The sequence below is a fragment of the Sphingobium sp. TB-6 genome, from assembly GCF_012927365.1.
GTDB lineage: Bacteria > Pseudomonadota > Alphaproteobacteria > Sphingomonadales > Sphingomonadaceae > Sphingobium.
On the sequence record NZ_JABBGL010000023.1, the window covers coordinates 20,560 to 34,483 of the forward strand.

The 13,924-nt window shown below is 65.1% G+C and carries 9 protein-coding genes; 6 read left to right on the plus strand and 3 right to left on the minus strand.

All coding sequences use genetic code 11. The features are described from left to right. Positions 1–214: 214 nt before the first annotated feature. The gene (locus HHL26_RS20955; protein ID WP_066554034.1) at positions 215–2,935 is read right to left on the minus strand and encodes a TonB-dependent receptor; all 2,721 of its coding nucleotides are present in this window, start codon (positions 2,933–2,935) and stop codon (positions 215–217) included. A gap of 242 nt (positions 2,936–3,177) precedes the next feature. Between HHL26_RS20955 and HHL26_RS20960 the strand changes: the two genes are divergently transcribed. Together HHL26_RS20960 and HHL26_RS20965 are read left to right on the plus strand one after the other, a co-directional pair. Next, positions 3,178–4,251 carry a phytase gene (locus HHL26_RS20960; protein ID WP_066561349.1) on the plus strand — a complete coding sequence of 358 codons (1,074 nt, stop codon included), beginning with the start codon at positions 3,178–3,180 and terminating at the stop codon, positions 4,249–4,251. A 119-nt stretch (positions 4,252–4,370) separates the two neighbouring features. Beyond that, positions 4,371–5,687: an acetyl-CoA hydrolase/transferase C-terminal domain-containing protein gene (locus HHL26_RS20965; RefSeq protein ID WP_066554031.1), complete on the plus strand. Its 1,317-nt coding sequence runs from the start codon at positions 4,371–4,373 to the stop codon at positions 5,685–5,687. 46 nt (positions 5,688–5,733) lie between these two features. On the opposite strand, the gene HHL26_RS20970 is transcribed toward HHL26_RS20965, so the two are convergent. Both HHL26_RS20970 and queF read right to left on the minus strand, forming a co-directional pair. Then, complete coding sequence (locus tag HHL26_RS20970) at positions 5,734–8,379, minus strand: M1 family metallopeptidase (protein WP_066561347.1); 2,646 nt, start codon at positions 8,377–8,379, stop codon at positions 5,734–5,736. A gap of 212 nt (positions 8,380–8,591) precedes the next feature. Then, entirely contained in the window at positions 8,592–9,050 is a 459-nt protein-coding gene (gene queF / locus HHL26_RS20975; protein ID WP_066554028.1) for a preQ(1) synthase, read from the minus strand. 115 nt (positions 9,051–9,165) lie between these two features. On the opposite strand from queF, the gene HHL26_RS20980 reads away from it, so the two are divergent. From HHL26_RS20980 to HHL26_RS20995, 4 genes are all read left to right on the plus strand, one after another. Beyond that, entirely contained in the window at positions 9,166–10,350 is a 1,185-nt protein-coding gene (locus HHL26_RS20980; RefSeq protein ID WP_066554026.1) for a hypothetical protein, read from the plus strand. 69 nt (positions 10,351–10,419) lie between these two features. Further along, positions 10,420–11,265 carry a sulfurtransferase gene (locus HHL26_RS20985; protein ID WP_066554023.1) on the plus strand — a complete coding sequence of 282 codons (846 nt, stop codon included), beginning with the start codon at positions 10,420–10,422 and terminating at the stop codon, positions 11,263–11,265. Continuing rightward, complete coding sequence (gene metC / locus HHL26_RS20990; protein WP_066561345.1) at positions 11,262–12,467, plus strand: cystathionine beta-lyase; 1,206 nt, start codon at positions 11,262–11,264, stop codon at positions 12,465–12,467. The genes HHL26_RS20985 and metC overlap by 4 nt, the downstream gene beginning before the upstream one ends. Next, entirely contained in the window at positions 12,464–13,720 is a 1,257-nt protein-coding gene (locus tag HHL26_RS20995; RefSeq protein ID WP_066554019.1) for a mechanosensitive ion channel domain-containing protein, read from the plus strand. Before metC ends, HHL26_RS20995 begins: the two co-directional genes overlap by 4 nt. Positions 13,721–13,924 lie beyond the last annotated feature (204 nt).

Genomic DNA, 13,924 nt, shown 5'->3' on the forward strand with positions numbered 1-13,924 from the left:
TCCCCTTCAGGGGAGCGGTTGGGGTGGGGGAGTGCCCCATAGGCCGAGTTTGCGCGTGGAGCACGCCCCCACCCCTCAATCCCCTCCCCTGAAGGGGAGGGGAGGACTCACGCATCCGCAACTGACGATTTTCGGCCAAATCCTATGCGTCCTGGAATCCAACAAAAAGGGGGCCGCCCCAAGGCAGCCCCCTTCTCAATCCCATTCCGCCGGATCAGAAGTTGAACCGGATGCCGCCCGTATAGCGGCGGCCAAAGCGCTCCCACTCGATCGTTTGGTTGCTGGTGTTGGGCGCCTGCACACCGCTTGCGCGCAGCAGGCTGCCCGGATCGGAGAAGCGGCGGCCCGGATGGTTGAGCAGGTTCGACGCGTCGAAATAAATTTCGAAATTCTTCGTCACCGCATAGCGCGCCGAGAAATCCAGCTCGTCGTCCGAGTCCCAATAAGTGTCGCCGCCATCGGCCAGCGAACCGACCGTATCCAGCCATTTGCTGCGGTTCTGATATTGCAGGCGGATCGACAGGCCATATTTCTCGTAATAGCCGCCGATATTGTAGACGAAGTCCGACGTGCCGGGCAGGCGGAGCGTGCGGCCGGGCAGATTCACCTTGCTATTGTTAAGCGTAACATTGGCCGACACGCCGAAGCCGCCGAGGAATTCGGGCAGGCCCAGGCTGTCCGTCCATGGCTCAAGCTGCAACTGCGCGGCCGCTTCCAGGCCGTAGATGCGGCCCGAACCGCCGTTGACCAGGCCGCTGAACCTGTAGCCCGAACGATCGATGCCATTGCTGTTGAGCGCGCTCGAATTGAAAGTGCGTGAAGAGGTGTAGAGGAAATCCTCGATCTTCTTGTAGAAGGTGCCGATCATCAGATAGCCCTGCGGACGCAGATACCACTCGAAATAGGCGTCGACGCCATAGGCGCGCTCGGGCTTGATCGCCGGATTGCCGCCGGAAATCGTCTCGTTGCTGTCGTTGACGACGACATTGGGACGCAACTGGTCATAGTCTGCGCGGGCGGCGCCGCTGTTGAAGGAGAGGCGCAGCTTCTTCGTGTCGTCGATATTATAATTGATGTGCAGGCTGGGGAAGGCCAGCGTCTGCGTGGCTTCCGCCGTGACGAGACCGCTGACGCCCGCAACGGTGCCGACGGCCGAACCACGGTTCTTGATATGCTCGACGCGCACACCGCCGATGACCGAACCCCAGTCGTACCGGAATGTGCCCATCAGGAAGCCGGCAAGGATTTCCTCCCGCACGTCATAATTATTGCCGGTGTTCGGCGCGAAGGAGAAGGCAGCCTGGGCCGCTTTCGATGCGGCGCGCATCTTGTCCGTGTCGAAATAATGGAAGGTGTAGCCCATCGGGATCTCGCCCAGGAATTTCTGGTCGAGCGAGAACTGGTTATAGTCGGTGGGCATGATCGTCGCGGCCTGCGCGGCGGTCAGCGTGATCTGCTGTTCGTCGGCTATTTTGGTGCGGCGGTCATACTGGATGCCCGCCTTCAGCGTGGCATGCTCCAGCTCGCGCGCCAGCACCAAGCGACCGGTATAGGCCTTGGTCGTGTCGACCGCGTCCAGCACGGTGAAGCCCGAGAGCGGCTTGGTGAAGCTGTCGACGTCCGTGACCTGCGCACCGGCGGTGTAGCGTGTCGGGCTGGCGAGTTGCAGCGTGCGGTAAAGCGTCAGGCGCGACAGGTTCGGGTCGGAAAAATCATAGGCGACGGTCGGCCGCAGGTTGCGCGTGCTGGGGCTGTCCCAGGTCGCTTCACCGACGACCGAGCGGTCATCCTTCGATTCGGTGTAGTTGCCGACCCAGCTCAGCTTCCAGCCGTCGGCAAATTCATGGTCGCCCGCCAGCGTGTTGGTGAAGACCGACTGGCGGAAGGCACGCAGGGTCGAGCGCTGACGGATGTCGATGCCGTAGACCGTGCCCTGTTGCGGCGTGTTGCCGATGCAGATGTCGGCATAGCCGCTGTTGGTCGGCGTCGCGTTCGGCGTGATCGCGCAGGCCGCCGAGGAGGTCGAGCCGTCGCTCTGGCGGTCGTCCAGATCGAAGCGGTAATTGTCCCGCGCCTCGTCATCGGTGAAGATGGTGTAGATCGAACGCAGCGAGACCGTGTTCTGCGCGTCCGGCTTCCAGTCGACCCGGCCCGAGACGGACCAGTTCTTGCGGGTCAGGCGATACAGCTTGTTCTCGGCCTCGTGCGCCCAGAAACGGGTCTCGTTGCCGGGCCGGCTATCCTGTGCCCCTACCCGCTCATAATCGGTCTCGAAATTGTCGGTGACCATGTTGCGTTCATAATAGCTGCCCGACAGCAGCACGCCGATCTCCCCGATGCTGGTCTGGAAGCGGTTGGAAACGACCAGCGCCCCTTCATATTCCCGCTTGTCGCCAAGCTCGGCAAAGCCAAGGCCGCCCTTGCCCGCCAGATGGAAGCCGTCATAATCGAAGGCCGACCGGGTGATGACGTTGACATTGCCCGCAACCGTTTCGCCCGGCATGTCGGGCGTCACCGCCTTGGACACGATGATCTTGCCCGCGATGGCGGACGGGATGGAATCGAAGCGAGCGTCGCGACCTTCCGGGCTCACCACGTTGATGCCGTCGAACGACAGGGTGGTCCAGGTCTTGGGCGCGCCGCGCAGGTTGATGTAGCGGGCCTGACCCTGGTCGCGCTCGACGCTGATGCCGGGCAGGCGGCTGGCGGCCTGGGCGATATTCTGGTCGGGCAGGCGGCCCACGGAATCGGACGCGGCGACCGTGACCAGAGAATCGCTGTTCTTCTGGATTTCCAGCGCGGCGGCTTCGGATTCAGCGATCGGGCGGGTGCCGGTGACGACGATCTGGCCCATATCCTCTTCAGCGGCGGGCGCCGCCATTGCGGGTTGGGCCATGGCGTCGGACGATGCCACGCCCAGCCCGCAATACCGCATGCCAGGCTCAGGCGAACGAATGTGGCGCCGGCGCGGCGCCGGGCGAATTTATGCTGCATGATATCCCCCTGTTGGAACAGCCCTGTCGAAATGGCTTGGCGGGGCACCTAGGGCGGCAGGAATACAACCAGATGAAATTATGGTGACAGATCAGTGACATATGGACCAATATTTGCGCCTGTCCCGTCACATCCCTGTCATGGAGCATGTCCAGGAAGCATCTCGAAACGGGGGGGGAATCCATGACCAGATGCTCATTTGCCGGGCTTTGCGCCGTCCTTCTGCTCGGCGCCTGCGCCACCACGGCGACCGAACCGCCCTTGGCCCAGCGCATCGCCAACGCCACTCCCGCCGTGAACGTCACGGCACGGGGGGAAACAGCACCCGTCGGCACGGCCAATGCCGATGCGGCGGACGATCCGGCGATCTGGCGCAACGCCGCCGACCCTGTGCAGAGCCTGATCGTCGGCACCGACAAGAAGGCCGGGCTTTATGTCTATGGCCTCGACGGCAAGACCCGCGACTTTCTCGACGCGGGACGGGTCAACAATGTCGACCTGCGCGACAATGTGACGATCAACGGCCGGAACGGCATCCTCGTCGTCGCCAGCGACCGCAATGATGTGACGAATGCCAGGCTCGCCCTCTTCCGCCTCGACCCCGCCACCGCCCGGCTGACGACGCTCGGCAAGGTCGATGCGGGCAAGGGGGAGGCCTATGGCATCTGCCTCTATGGCGCGCCGGAAGCGACCTACGCCTTCGTCGTGCTCAAGGACGGCACGGTGAACCAGATCGCGCTCGAAACCTCGGGCGCCGCGCCGACCGGCAGGATCGTCCGGACCATGAAACTCGGCACCCAGTCCGAAGGCTGCGCGGTCGATGACCGCACCGGCATCCTCTATGTGGCGGAGGAAGATGTCGGCCTCTGGCGCTTCGACGCCCGGCCGACCGGCCCGGCCGCGCCGACGAAGATCGCGGCGGCGGACGGCAAGAACCTTGTCATGGATGCCGAAGGCGTCGCCATCGCGCCCATGGGCGAGAAAGACGGCTATGTCCTCGTCTCCAGCCAGGGCGACAACGCCTATGTCGCCTATCGCCTGAGCGACGACGGCTATGCCGGCCGATTCCGCGTGGTCGATGGCGCCATTGGCGGGTCGGAGGAAACCGACGGCATCGACCTGATGCTGGGGGATTTCGGGCCGAACTATCCCGGCGGGCTGTTCGTGGCGCAGGACGGCCACAACGCCACGGCGGCCCAGAATTTCAAGCTGGTCGCGTGGGACGACATCGCCAGGGCGCTCGGCATAGCCCGCTAAAGGCACCCTCCCTTCGGCGGGGTCGGGGGATGGCCTTTAAGGCCCACCCCCTACTTTCGTCGCCATTGCGCTCCCGTGCCAACAGCGCGACAATCTCCCAAAAGTCCGGGGAGAGTAGGATGCCCATCACAGAAAATTACCGCGCCAAGACCATGACCGCCGCGCAGGCGGCCGCGCTGGTCCCCGACGGCGCGAAGATGGTCGTCGGCCTCGCCGTCAGCTACCCGCCTGCCTTGATGGACGCGCTGGCCGACCGCGTCCGCTCCGGCGACCTCACCAATGGCACGCTCTACTGCATGCTCGCCTGCGCCAGCGCGAGCCAGTCGATCCTCTCGCCCGACCTCAGCGACCGCATCCGCCATGTCAGCCTCTTCCATGGCGGCGTCGAGCGCAACACGGACGCCCTGCGCGCCGGCACCACGCACAATCTTGTCGAGACGCTTCCCGTCCAGTTCCACCAGATTCCCCGCGTCCTGACCGAACATCTTCGCGTCGACACGCTGTTCGTCACCGTCTCGCCAATGGACGCCGACGGCTGCTTCAGCCTGGGCACCAACACCGACTATGCGCTGATGGTCGCGCGCAGCGGCGCCCGGCTGATCGTCGAGGTCAATCCCGCCATGCCCTATGTCCATGGCGACTGCAAAATCCCGCTCTCGGCAGTCACGGCGATCGTGGAAAACCACGCCCCGCTGGTGCAGATCCCGCCCCTGCCGCGCACCGCCAATGACGAAGCGATCGGCGCCATCATCGCGGAGATGGTGGGGGACGGCGCCTGCCTGCAAATGGGCATCGGCGCCGTGCCGGACGCGGTCTGCGCCGCGTTGATGGATCATCGGCAGCTCGGCATCCACACCGAACTGCTCACCCCCGGCCTCGTCAGCCTGATCAAGGCGGGCGTGGTCGACAACAGCCGGAAAAGCATCCATCCGGGCCGCTCGGTCTTCACCTTCGCCATGGGCGACCAGGGGCTTTACGACTTCCTGCATGATAATCCGGCACTGGCGGCGCATCCGGTCGAGCATGTGAACGCACCGCACATCATCGCGCAAAACGACCGGGTGATTTCGGTCAACGCCACCATTCAGGTCGACCTGAGCGGCGCCTGCAATTCCGAATATATGAATGGGCGCCAATATAGCGGCACTGGCGGCCAGCTCGATTTCGTGCGCGGCGCCTATGCGTCGAAGGGCGGCCGGTCGATCATCGCCTGCCACTCGACTGCGGCCAAGGGGACGGTTTCGCGGATCGTGCCCTGGCTCGCTGGGCCGGTGACGACGCCGCGCACCGATACGCATATCGTCGTCACCGAATATGGCTGGGTCGACATGAAGGGCAAGACGCTATCGGAACGCGCCCGCGCACTGATCGGGATTGCTCATCCCGATTTCCGGGAAGAGCTGGAACGGGGCGCGTTTGAGCGGCGGTTGCTGTAGCGCGCTCCAAGAAGAAGGGCGGCAGATCGCTCCACCGCCCCCAATCTCACTTCTTGGCGAACCAGGCCAGCAGCGCGGGCTTGAGCCGTGCCCGCGTCTCGATCCGCGTCTTGATCGCGGCGATGGAGCGATCCACCACCTTGCGCGATTCCGGCGTCAGATACTGGCTCGCATAGCCATCCAGCTTCGTCACCATCGCCGGATCGGCGGAATTGCCGCCCAGCCGCGCGATCGCCTGGGACCGCGCCGACACGTCGATCATCGCCTCATATTGCTGGCGATGCGCCAGCACATAGTCGACCGCCAGCATCGAATGCTCCCCGCCCACGGCGGAGATGATCGCCGCGCTGGTGGTCTTGCCCGGCTCGTCGGTCATGGCGAGGTCGAGCGCCTTGCCCGCCAGCGCCTCATCCTTCGCGACGCCCAGCAGCGCGAAGGTCGTACTCTTTTCAAGGTCCGTCTTCGCCCCATTGGCGAGGCCACGCAGCTTCTCCCAGGTCGCCGCATCGGCATTTTCCGCGATGATCCGCAGCCAGACATTGCGCAGCGGCCCATCCAGCGCCGCCGGATTGCCCGCCAGCGCGGCAAAGCGCTTGTTCGCCTCGGCCACCACGGCCTTGTCGCCCATGCCGCCCAGCGTCGACACCAGCGCCGAACGCAGCACCGGCACCTGCGGATTTTCACCCGGCTTCGCGTCGAAGCCGACGGTCGCCAGCACTGGACTGAGCTTCTTCGAGGCATAGGCCGCGACCCGCGCCTGCGCCGCCTTGTCGCTCTCCAGCATGCTATGCGCGCTGTCGAGATAGCCCGGCACCTCGGCCAGCACGGCTGGGCTGGCATTGACGGGCACGGCGTCGATCAGGTCGAGCGCCAGACCCATGGGCTGGTAGCCGCCCAGCCCCAATTGGAAATTATCCGCCAACAGGCCGATCTGATCCATGGAGGCGAGCTTGGTGAAGTCCTTCGCCAGCGCCTTGACGTTCGTTTCCGGATAGAGCGAGCGATAATAGCCCGTCTGCCCCGCATTGATCACATAAGCGCCGCAACCGGGCAGCGTGACCTGCGCGCTGCCATTGAGGATCAGTTGCTGCTGGGTTCCGCCGATGGTCTGGGCCATGACCGGCACATTCCAGCGAAGCGGCGTCTTGTCCTTGCGATCGCGGCTGAACTCGCCTTGGCTCAGCGACAGCAGGGTCGAACCGCCCTGGCATTGGGCCGAGTCCACCTTCACCAGCGGAATGCCCGGCTGGCTGGTGAAGTCATGCGCGATGCCGACCACGCCCTTGGCGCCCGCGCCCTCGACCGCCTTCCAAAGATCGTCGGTCACGGTGTTCCCATAGGCATGCTGCTTCATATAGGCGCGGATGCCCGAGCGCCACGCATCCTCCCCGGCAAAGCCCTCCAGCATGGTGATGACCGCCTCACCCTTTTCATAGGTGATGTCGTCAAAGGCCTGATTCACCTCATCGACGGTATGGATCTTCTGGAGGATCGGATGGGTCGTCACCAGCGAATCGAGGCTCATCGCGCGCTCGCGGCCGTTGACGCGGGAGAGCAGCATTTCCCATTCGGGGTTCAGCTTGTCCGTGACCTTGGTCGCCATCCAGCTTGCAAAACCTTCGTTCAGCCAGAGATCGTCCCACCAGGCCATGGTGACGAGGTCGCCAAACCACTGGTGCGCCATTTCATGCGCGACGATGGAGTAGATCACCCGACGCGTGCTTTCGGAGGTAAAGCGCGGATCGACCAGCAGTGCGCGTTCGAAGGTGAAGATCGCGCCCCAATTCTCCATGGCGGAGAAGAACTGGCTCTGTCCCGGCCCGGCGACGTTATCCAGCTTGGGCAGCGGGAAGGGCACGCCGAAATAGTCGTTATAATAAGGCAGGATCGCCGCCGACGCGTCGAGCGCCAGTTGCGCCTTGTCGGTATTGCCCTTGCCGGTGATCACGCCGACTTCGGTCGCGCCTGCTTGTTTTGTGGCGCGCTCCAGCTCGCCCAGGCCGAAGAATAGCAGATAGGAGGACATTTTGGGGGAGGTGCCGAAAGTGACCAGCTTCCTGCCGCCGGCCGCATCGGTGCTGCTCTTGACCGGCATGTTGCTGACCGCAAGCTGATCGGCGGGGATGACGGCGCTCAGGTCGAAGGTCGCCTTGTAGCTCGGTTCGTCGAAGCTCGGCACGAAGCGGCGGGCATCGGGCGCCTCGAACTGGGTGAAGAGGGCACGCTTCGCCTTGCCGTCATTGTCGGTATAGTCGAGCGCGAACAGGCCGTTCGCCTGCGTGTTGATGATGCCCGCATAATCGATGGCGAGCTTGTAGCTGCCAGGCTGGACCGGCTTGCCGAAATCGAAGGTCACGGTCTGCGCATCGGCGTCGACCTTGGCGGTTCCCTTCACCGCCTTGCCCTTTGCGGGGGTGAGCGTGACGCCGCTCACCGTCAGATCGGCGGCGTTCAGCACCAGCGCGGGCATGGCCTGCGCCACGGTGATGTCGATCGTCACCTTGCCGGTGAATTTGAGGTTCGCCGCATCGGGCGTGACCTGAATCGCATAATGGCTGGGCGCGGCGCCACGCGGCAATTGGGTGGTGACGCCGGCAGCGGGGCCGGCAGGCGCCGTCTGCGCCAAGGCCGGCACCGCCATGGCAAGGGGCGCAGCCGCCAGCATCAGCGGAAGAATCTTCGAAAAGGACATGAGGTTCGCAACTCCGACACGTTGGAACGGCGCGGCGAAGGGCGCGCGCCATGATGACAGGGGGATCGGCTGTTTCGGCCTGTCGGTCAAGCCGGGCGTCCCGCCGCCGATGTCGTTGGTCGAATGTTGTTGTCCGTTTGTCAAACAACAGGCCGGGCCGCAAATATCCCGTGCTCCTGCGAAGGCAGGAGCACGATTCTCTTCGGGCGAACTTACCCCCGCCCGCGATAGCCCGGCACATCCTGCGAAGGCAGCCAAAGTCCGGCGGGCGGCTCCCCCGACTGCCAGAACACGTCGATCGGAATCCCGCCACGCGGATACCAATAGCCGCCGATGCGCAGCCAGAGCGGATTCATCTCCACGAACAGCCGCTCCCCGATTCCCACGGTGCAATCCTCATGGAAAGCGGCATGGTTGCGGAACGCCCCCAGGAACAGCTTCAGCGATTTCGATTCGACGATGGTCGCGGCGGGCGCATAGTCGATCACCAGATGCGCGAAATCCGGCTGCCCCGTCACCGGGCAGAGCGAGGTGAATTCGGGCGCGGTGAAGCGCACCAGATAGGGCTTTCCCGGCCTGGGATTGGGCACATAGTCCAGCACGGCGTCTTCGGGACGTGCGGGCAGGGCACTGGTCTGGCCCAGATGGAGCGGAGTCGGCATGTCAGTCATGGGCAGGCCATCTACGCGATTGCACGGCATATGTCATCGCCCAGCAACCTCTGGTCTCCTCTCTTGCCTTTCGTTCATGGCGGGTTCACTGGGGCTTATGCCTTGGCTGCGACCCATGGGGTTCCGTTTCTCGCTTCTGTTCGCCACGCCACTGATGCTGGCCACGTCCGCCCTCGCCCAGCAGGAAAACGCCGCCGATCCGGTCTTCAACCTGCCGCGCACGACGCAGCCGCAAACGACCAATCCCAACCGGCAAGGCCCGGAACTCGACGTCTTTCGCGGCGCGCCCGCGACGGTGACGCCGCCTCCGATCGTCGCCCCGACGATCCAGGTGCCGCCCGCCGTCATTCCCACGCCGCAGCCTGCGCCCCAGCAGCCGCAGCAACGCCGCCCGGCCGAACCCCAACGCGCGCCTCGACCGGCGCCTCAAAGCCAAACGCCGCCCGAGAGCGCCGCGCCCGGCGAACCCATATCAGCACCCCAGGCGGTCGAGAACCAAGCCCTCCCGCCCGCCGACAATGGCGCAACTCCTGCACCTCAAGTGGCTCCGCTGGCGCCCGCGGAAGAGCCCGCCGCCAACTGGCGCTGGATCGCCGTCGCAGCCGGTGTCGCCCTGCTGATCGGCGCCTTCCTCTGGCTGCGCCGCCGCAAGCCGGAAGAGGTCGAGGAAGCCTATTACGAACCCGAACCAGCCCCCCCGCCGCCAGCGCCCCGGCCCGCGCAGCCCAAGGCGGCTCCCGTCCCTCCTCCAGCCCCGGCCAAGCCAGAACCCGCGCCCGCCGCCACCGACCGCCCCTGGCTTGACCTCGCCATGGACGTGCAGGCCGCCCGCCTGACACTCATGGGCGCAACGATCGGCTACATGCTGACGCTCCACAACCGGGGCACCCAGACAGCGGAGGACATTCTCGTCCGCAGCCTGATCGCGAATGCCGACGCGCAGCAACAGGCGCTGTTCCAACAGTTTTTCGCGGGCGAAACCGGGCTTCCCGTCCATTCCATCGTTTCGATCGCACCGGGCGAGACGCAGAAGCTGACCGGCGAGATGCGGCTCAACGCCCAGGAAATTGCAGCGGTCCAGATGGGCCAGCGCGCCCTTTTGATCCCGCTGATCGCCTTTGACGCGCAATATCGCTGGACGGGCGGCAGCGAAGGAATCGGCCGCACCGGCCGCGCCTTCATCGTGGGCGAGGAACAATCGCCGCCGGTCGAACGCCTCTCGCCCTTCCGCCTGGACCTTGGCCCGCGCCAATATCGCACCCCCGGCAGCCGCGCGACCGCGCTTTCCCTCGCCAGCTAAGGTCGATCGGCCCTTCCCACCTTCGCCTGCCGATCCTAAAAAGGAGGCAAGCACAGAGGAAAAGGCCGCATGAACATATTGGTATCCACCGACTGGCTGGCGAACGAGCTGGGCAAACCCGACCTCAAAATCGTCGATGCCAGCCTTTTCCTCCCCGGCACCCCCCGCGACCCGAGGGCCGAGTTCGAAGCCGCCCATATCCCCGGCGCGGCCTTTCTCGACCTGCCGACGCTGGCCGATCCGGACGATCCGCGCCCCGGCATGCTGCCGACCGACGCCTTCATGACCGAGCGTTGCCGGCAGCTTGGCATAGACGCCGACAGCCGCATCATCGTCTATGACAACAGCCCCACCCACAGCGCTGCGCGCGGCTGGTGGATGATGCGCCTCTTTGGGCTGGGCAAGAGCGCCGCGATCCTTGACGGCGGCCTCGTCAAATGGCTGGCCGAAGGACGCCCCACGGAAAGCGGCATTCCCACCCCGCCACGCGGCAATGCCATCGCCCGCCGCGCCCCCGGCCAGGTGCGCACCAAGGAAGACCTTCTGGCCAATCTCGAAACCCAGTCCGAACAGGTGCTCGACGCCAGGGGCGCGCCGCGCTTCACCGGCGAGGAAAAGGAACCCCGGCCCGGCATGGCGTCGGGCCATATCCCGCACAGCCGCAACATCCCCTCTTCCGCCTTCTACAATGCCGACAACAGCATGAAACAGGGCGAGGAGCTTCGTCGCCTCTTCCTCGACGCGGACACGGATTTTGCGCGCCCGATCATCACGAGCTGCGGCAGCGGCGTGACGGCGGCGATCATCCTCTCTGGGCTCGAACTGCTCGGCAAGACCGACGTCACCCTCTATGACGGAAGCTGGTCGGAATGGGGTCTGGACCCCGCCACGCCGAAAGCGACAGGCGCCGCATGAGCAAGGATCGCAAGCCCCTCACGCAACTGGCGCAGGCCGGACGCAAGCCCGAATGGACCGGCATGCCCGGCCAGCCCGGCGGCATCGTCAGCCCTCCGGTCTGGCGCGCGTCGACCATCCTCTATGACGATGTCGCGCATCTGCGCAGCGCGGCGGGCCGCAGCACACACGAGCGCCTGTTCTACGGCCGCAAGGGCACGCCGACGTCATGGAGCCTGGCCGACGCCCTCACCGAAATGGAGCCGGGCGCCGAAGGCACGATGCTCTATCCTTCGGGCGTCGCGGCCATCGCCTGCGCGCTGATGGCGGTGCTGAAGCCCGGCGACCAGTTGCTGATGGTCGACAGCGCCTATGATCCGACCCGCAATTTCTGCGAACAGATGCTCCGCCCGCTCGGCATAGAAACGGTCTATTACGATCCGACCGTCGGAGCGGGAATCGCGGACCTCATCACCGACGCGACTCGCGCCATTTTCATGGAAAGCCCCGGCAGCCTGACCTTTGAGGTGCAGGACGTCCCCGCCATCGCCGCCATAGCGCGGGAAAAGGGCATCGCAACTCTGATCGACAATACCTGGGCCACGCCCTATTTCTTCCCCGCCCTGGCCCATGGCGTCGACATCAGCATCCTCGCCTGCACCAAATATATTGTCGGCCATAGCGATGTGATGATGGGATCGGTGACGGCCAGCCCGGCCTTCTTCCCGAAAATCCGTCAGGCCGCCTATCTGTTCGGCCAGATGGCCAGCCCCGACGATGCCTGGCTCGCCGCACGTGGCCTGCGCACATTGGGCGTGCGTCTGAACCAGCATCAGGTGAGTGCGCTCCAGATCGCGCAATGGCTGTCTAAGCAGCCCGATGTCGCCCGCGTGCTGCACCCGGCCCTGTCTTCCTGCCCCGGCCACGACCTCTGGCGACGCGATTTCACTGGCTCCAGCGGGCTGTTCAGCTTCGTCCTCAAGGGCGGCGACGAACAATCCCGCGCCGCCCTGATCGACGGCCTCGCCCATTTCGGCATCGGCTATAGCTGGGGCGGCTTTGAAAGCCTCGCGCTGCCGGTCGACCCGGCCCGCTACCGCACGGCCACCGTCTGGCAAGCCGAAGGCCCCGCCGTCCGCCTGCAAATCGGCCTGGAAGACCCCGACGACCTGATCGCTGATCTCGACGCGGGCCTCGCCCGCTTCCGGGCCGTGCGCGGATGATGCCGGGCCTGCCCGAGCTGCTGTCCCGGCTGCCCGGTGATCCCGCCATCGTTCATCCCCTGATAGCGCTGGCGCTGGCCGTCGCCCTCTATCTGGTCGCTGGCGCCGTCTCCCGCTTCGCCTCGCCGCGGCTGCGCCGCCGCTTCCGTGGCTTGGGCGAAGCGCTGGCGGGGCATTTGCGGCCAATCCTGCACCATATCATCGCCGCCGCCATGATCGCGGTCGCCGTCGCCTTCTGGCCGATCGGGGATTTCGCGCATCTCATCCTGGGCGCGGCGCTTGCCCTGTCGCTTTCGCTGCTTGCCGTGCATATCCTGCGCAGCCTCGCCATAGCGCGCCTCGCCGTCCTGCCCATCGCCCTGCTGCTCTTCGTCATGGTCCTTTCGGGCAGCAGCGGCGGCTTTGCCCCGGTGGCCGACATGCTCGACGGCGTCGGCCTCGACCTCGGCAAGCGGCGCGTCACCCTGCTCGGCCTGGTCAGCATGGCCGCCATCTGCGTCGCGCTCTTCGCCCTGGTGCGCCTGACCAACCGCATCGTCGGGCGCAGCATCACCCGCGCCCATGGCCTGGACGCCACGCAAAAGCTGCTGGCCCAGAAACTGGCCGCCATCGTCGTAGTCGTCGCCGCCTTCTTCATCGGCGTCGACCTGCTCGGCATTGACCTCACCGCCTTCGCGGTCTTTTCCGGCGCGCTGGGGCTGGCGGTCGGCTTTGGCCTGCAAAAGACCTTCGGCAACCTGATCGCCGGGATCATCCTGCTGATGGACCGTTCGATCAAGCCGGGCGATGTCATCGTCGTGGGCGACAGCTTCGGCTGGGTGAACAAGATCGGGGTGCGCGCTGTGTCCGTCATCACCCGCGACGGCAAGGAACATCTGATCCCGAACGAGAATCTGATGACGCAGGAGGTGGAGAACTGGTCCTATTCCGACCGCAATGTCCGCGTCCGCATCCCCGTCGGCATTGGCTATGACAGCGATCTCAAGCTTGCGCAGGAACTGATGCTCCGCGCCGCGCAGGAAAGCCCCCGCGTGCTGCGCAGTCCCAAGCCCAATGTCTGGCTCACCGCCTTTGGCGAGAACCGCGTCGAACATGACATATTGGTGTGGATCAGCGACCCGGAAAGCGGCGTGGGCAATGTGAAGTCCGATGTGTTGGGCCGGCTGTGGCTGCTGTTCCGCGAGCATGGCATCACCATCCCCTATCCGCAGCGCGTCATTCACGCGCCCCGCGATGTCACGCCGCTGCGATAGCCGCTTTCCCGCGACAATTACGGCGAAAAGCGCGCGAAACGCCGCGCAGCGCCATAATCATGCCTGATTTTGTTGCAGGCCAGCAACATTGAAGAAGCAAACGACACGCAACGGCAATAAATTCTTGTGCGCCGCAACGGGGAAAGGCATTTCCTCAATCGTTGAGGCAACCCGGTCCATCCCGTGCAGGGCGATAGAGACTTG

Coding starts and splice junctions, on each gene's coding strand:
- HHL26_RS20955 (WP_066554034.1), bottom strand. CDS start 2,935: ATGCGGTATTGCGGGCTGGGCGTGGCATCGTCCGACGCCATGGCCCAA.
- HHL26_RS20960 (WP_066561349.1), top strand. CDS start 3,178: ATGACCAGATGCTCATTTGCCGGGCTTTGCGCCGTCCTTCTGCTCGGC.
- HHL26_RS20965 (WP_066554031.1), top strand. CDS start 4,371: ATGCCCATCACAGAAAATTACCGCGCCAAGACCATGACCGCCGCGCAG.
- HHL26_RS20970 (WP_066561347.1), bottom strand. CDS start 8,379: ATGTCCTTTTCGAAGATTCTTCCGCTGATGCTGGCGGCTGCGCCCCTT.
- queF (WP_066554028.1), bottom strand. CDS start 9,050: ATGACTGACATGCCGACTCCGCTCCATCTGGGCCAGACCAGTGCCCTG.
- HHL26_RS20980 (WP_066554026.1), top strand. CDS start 9,166: ATGGGGTTCCGTTTCTCGCTTCTGTTCGCCACGCCACTGATGCTGGCC.
- HHL26_RS20985 (WP_066554023.1), top strand. CDS start 10,420: ATGAACATATTGGTATCCACCGACTGGCTGGCGAACGAGCTGGGCAAA.
- metC (WP_066561345.1), top strand. CDS start 11,262: ATGAGCAAGGATCGCAAGCCCCTCACGCAACTGGCGCAGGCCGGACGC.
- HHL26_RS20995 (WP_066554019.1), top strand. CDS start 12,464: ATGATGCCGGGCCTGCCCGAGCTGCTGTCCCGGCTGCCCGGTGATCCC.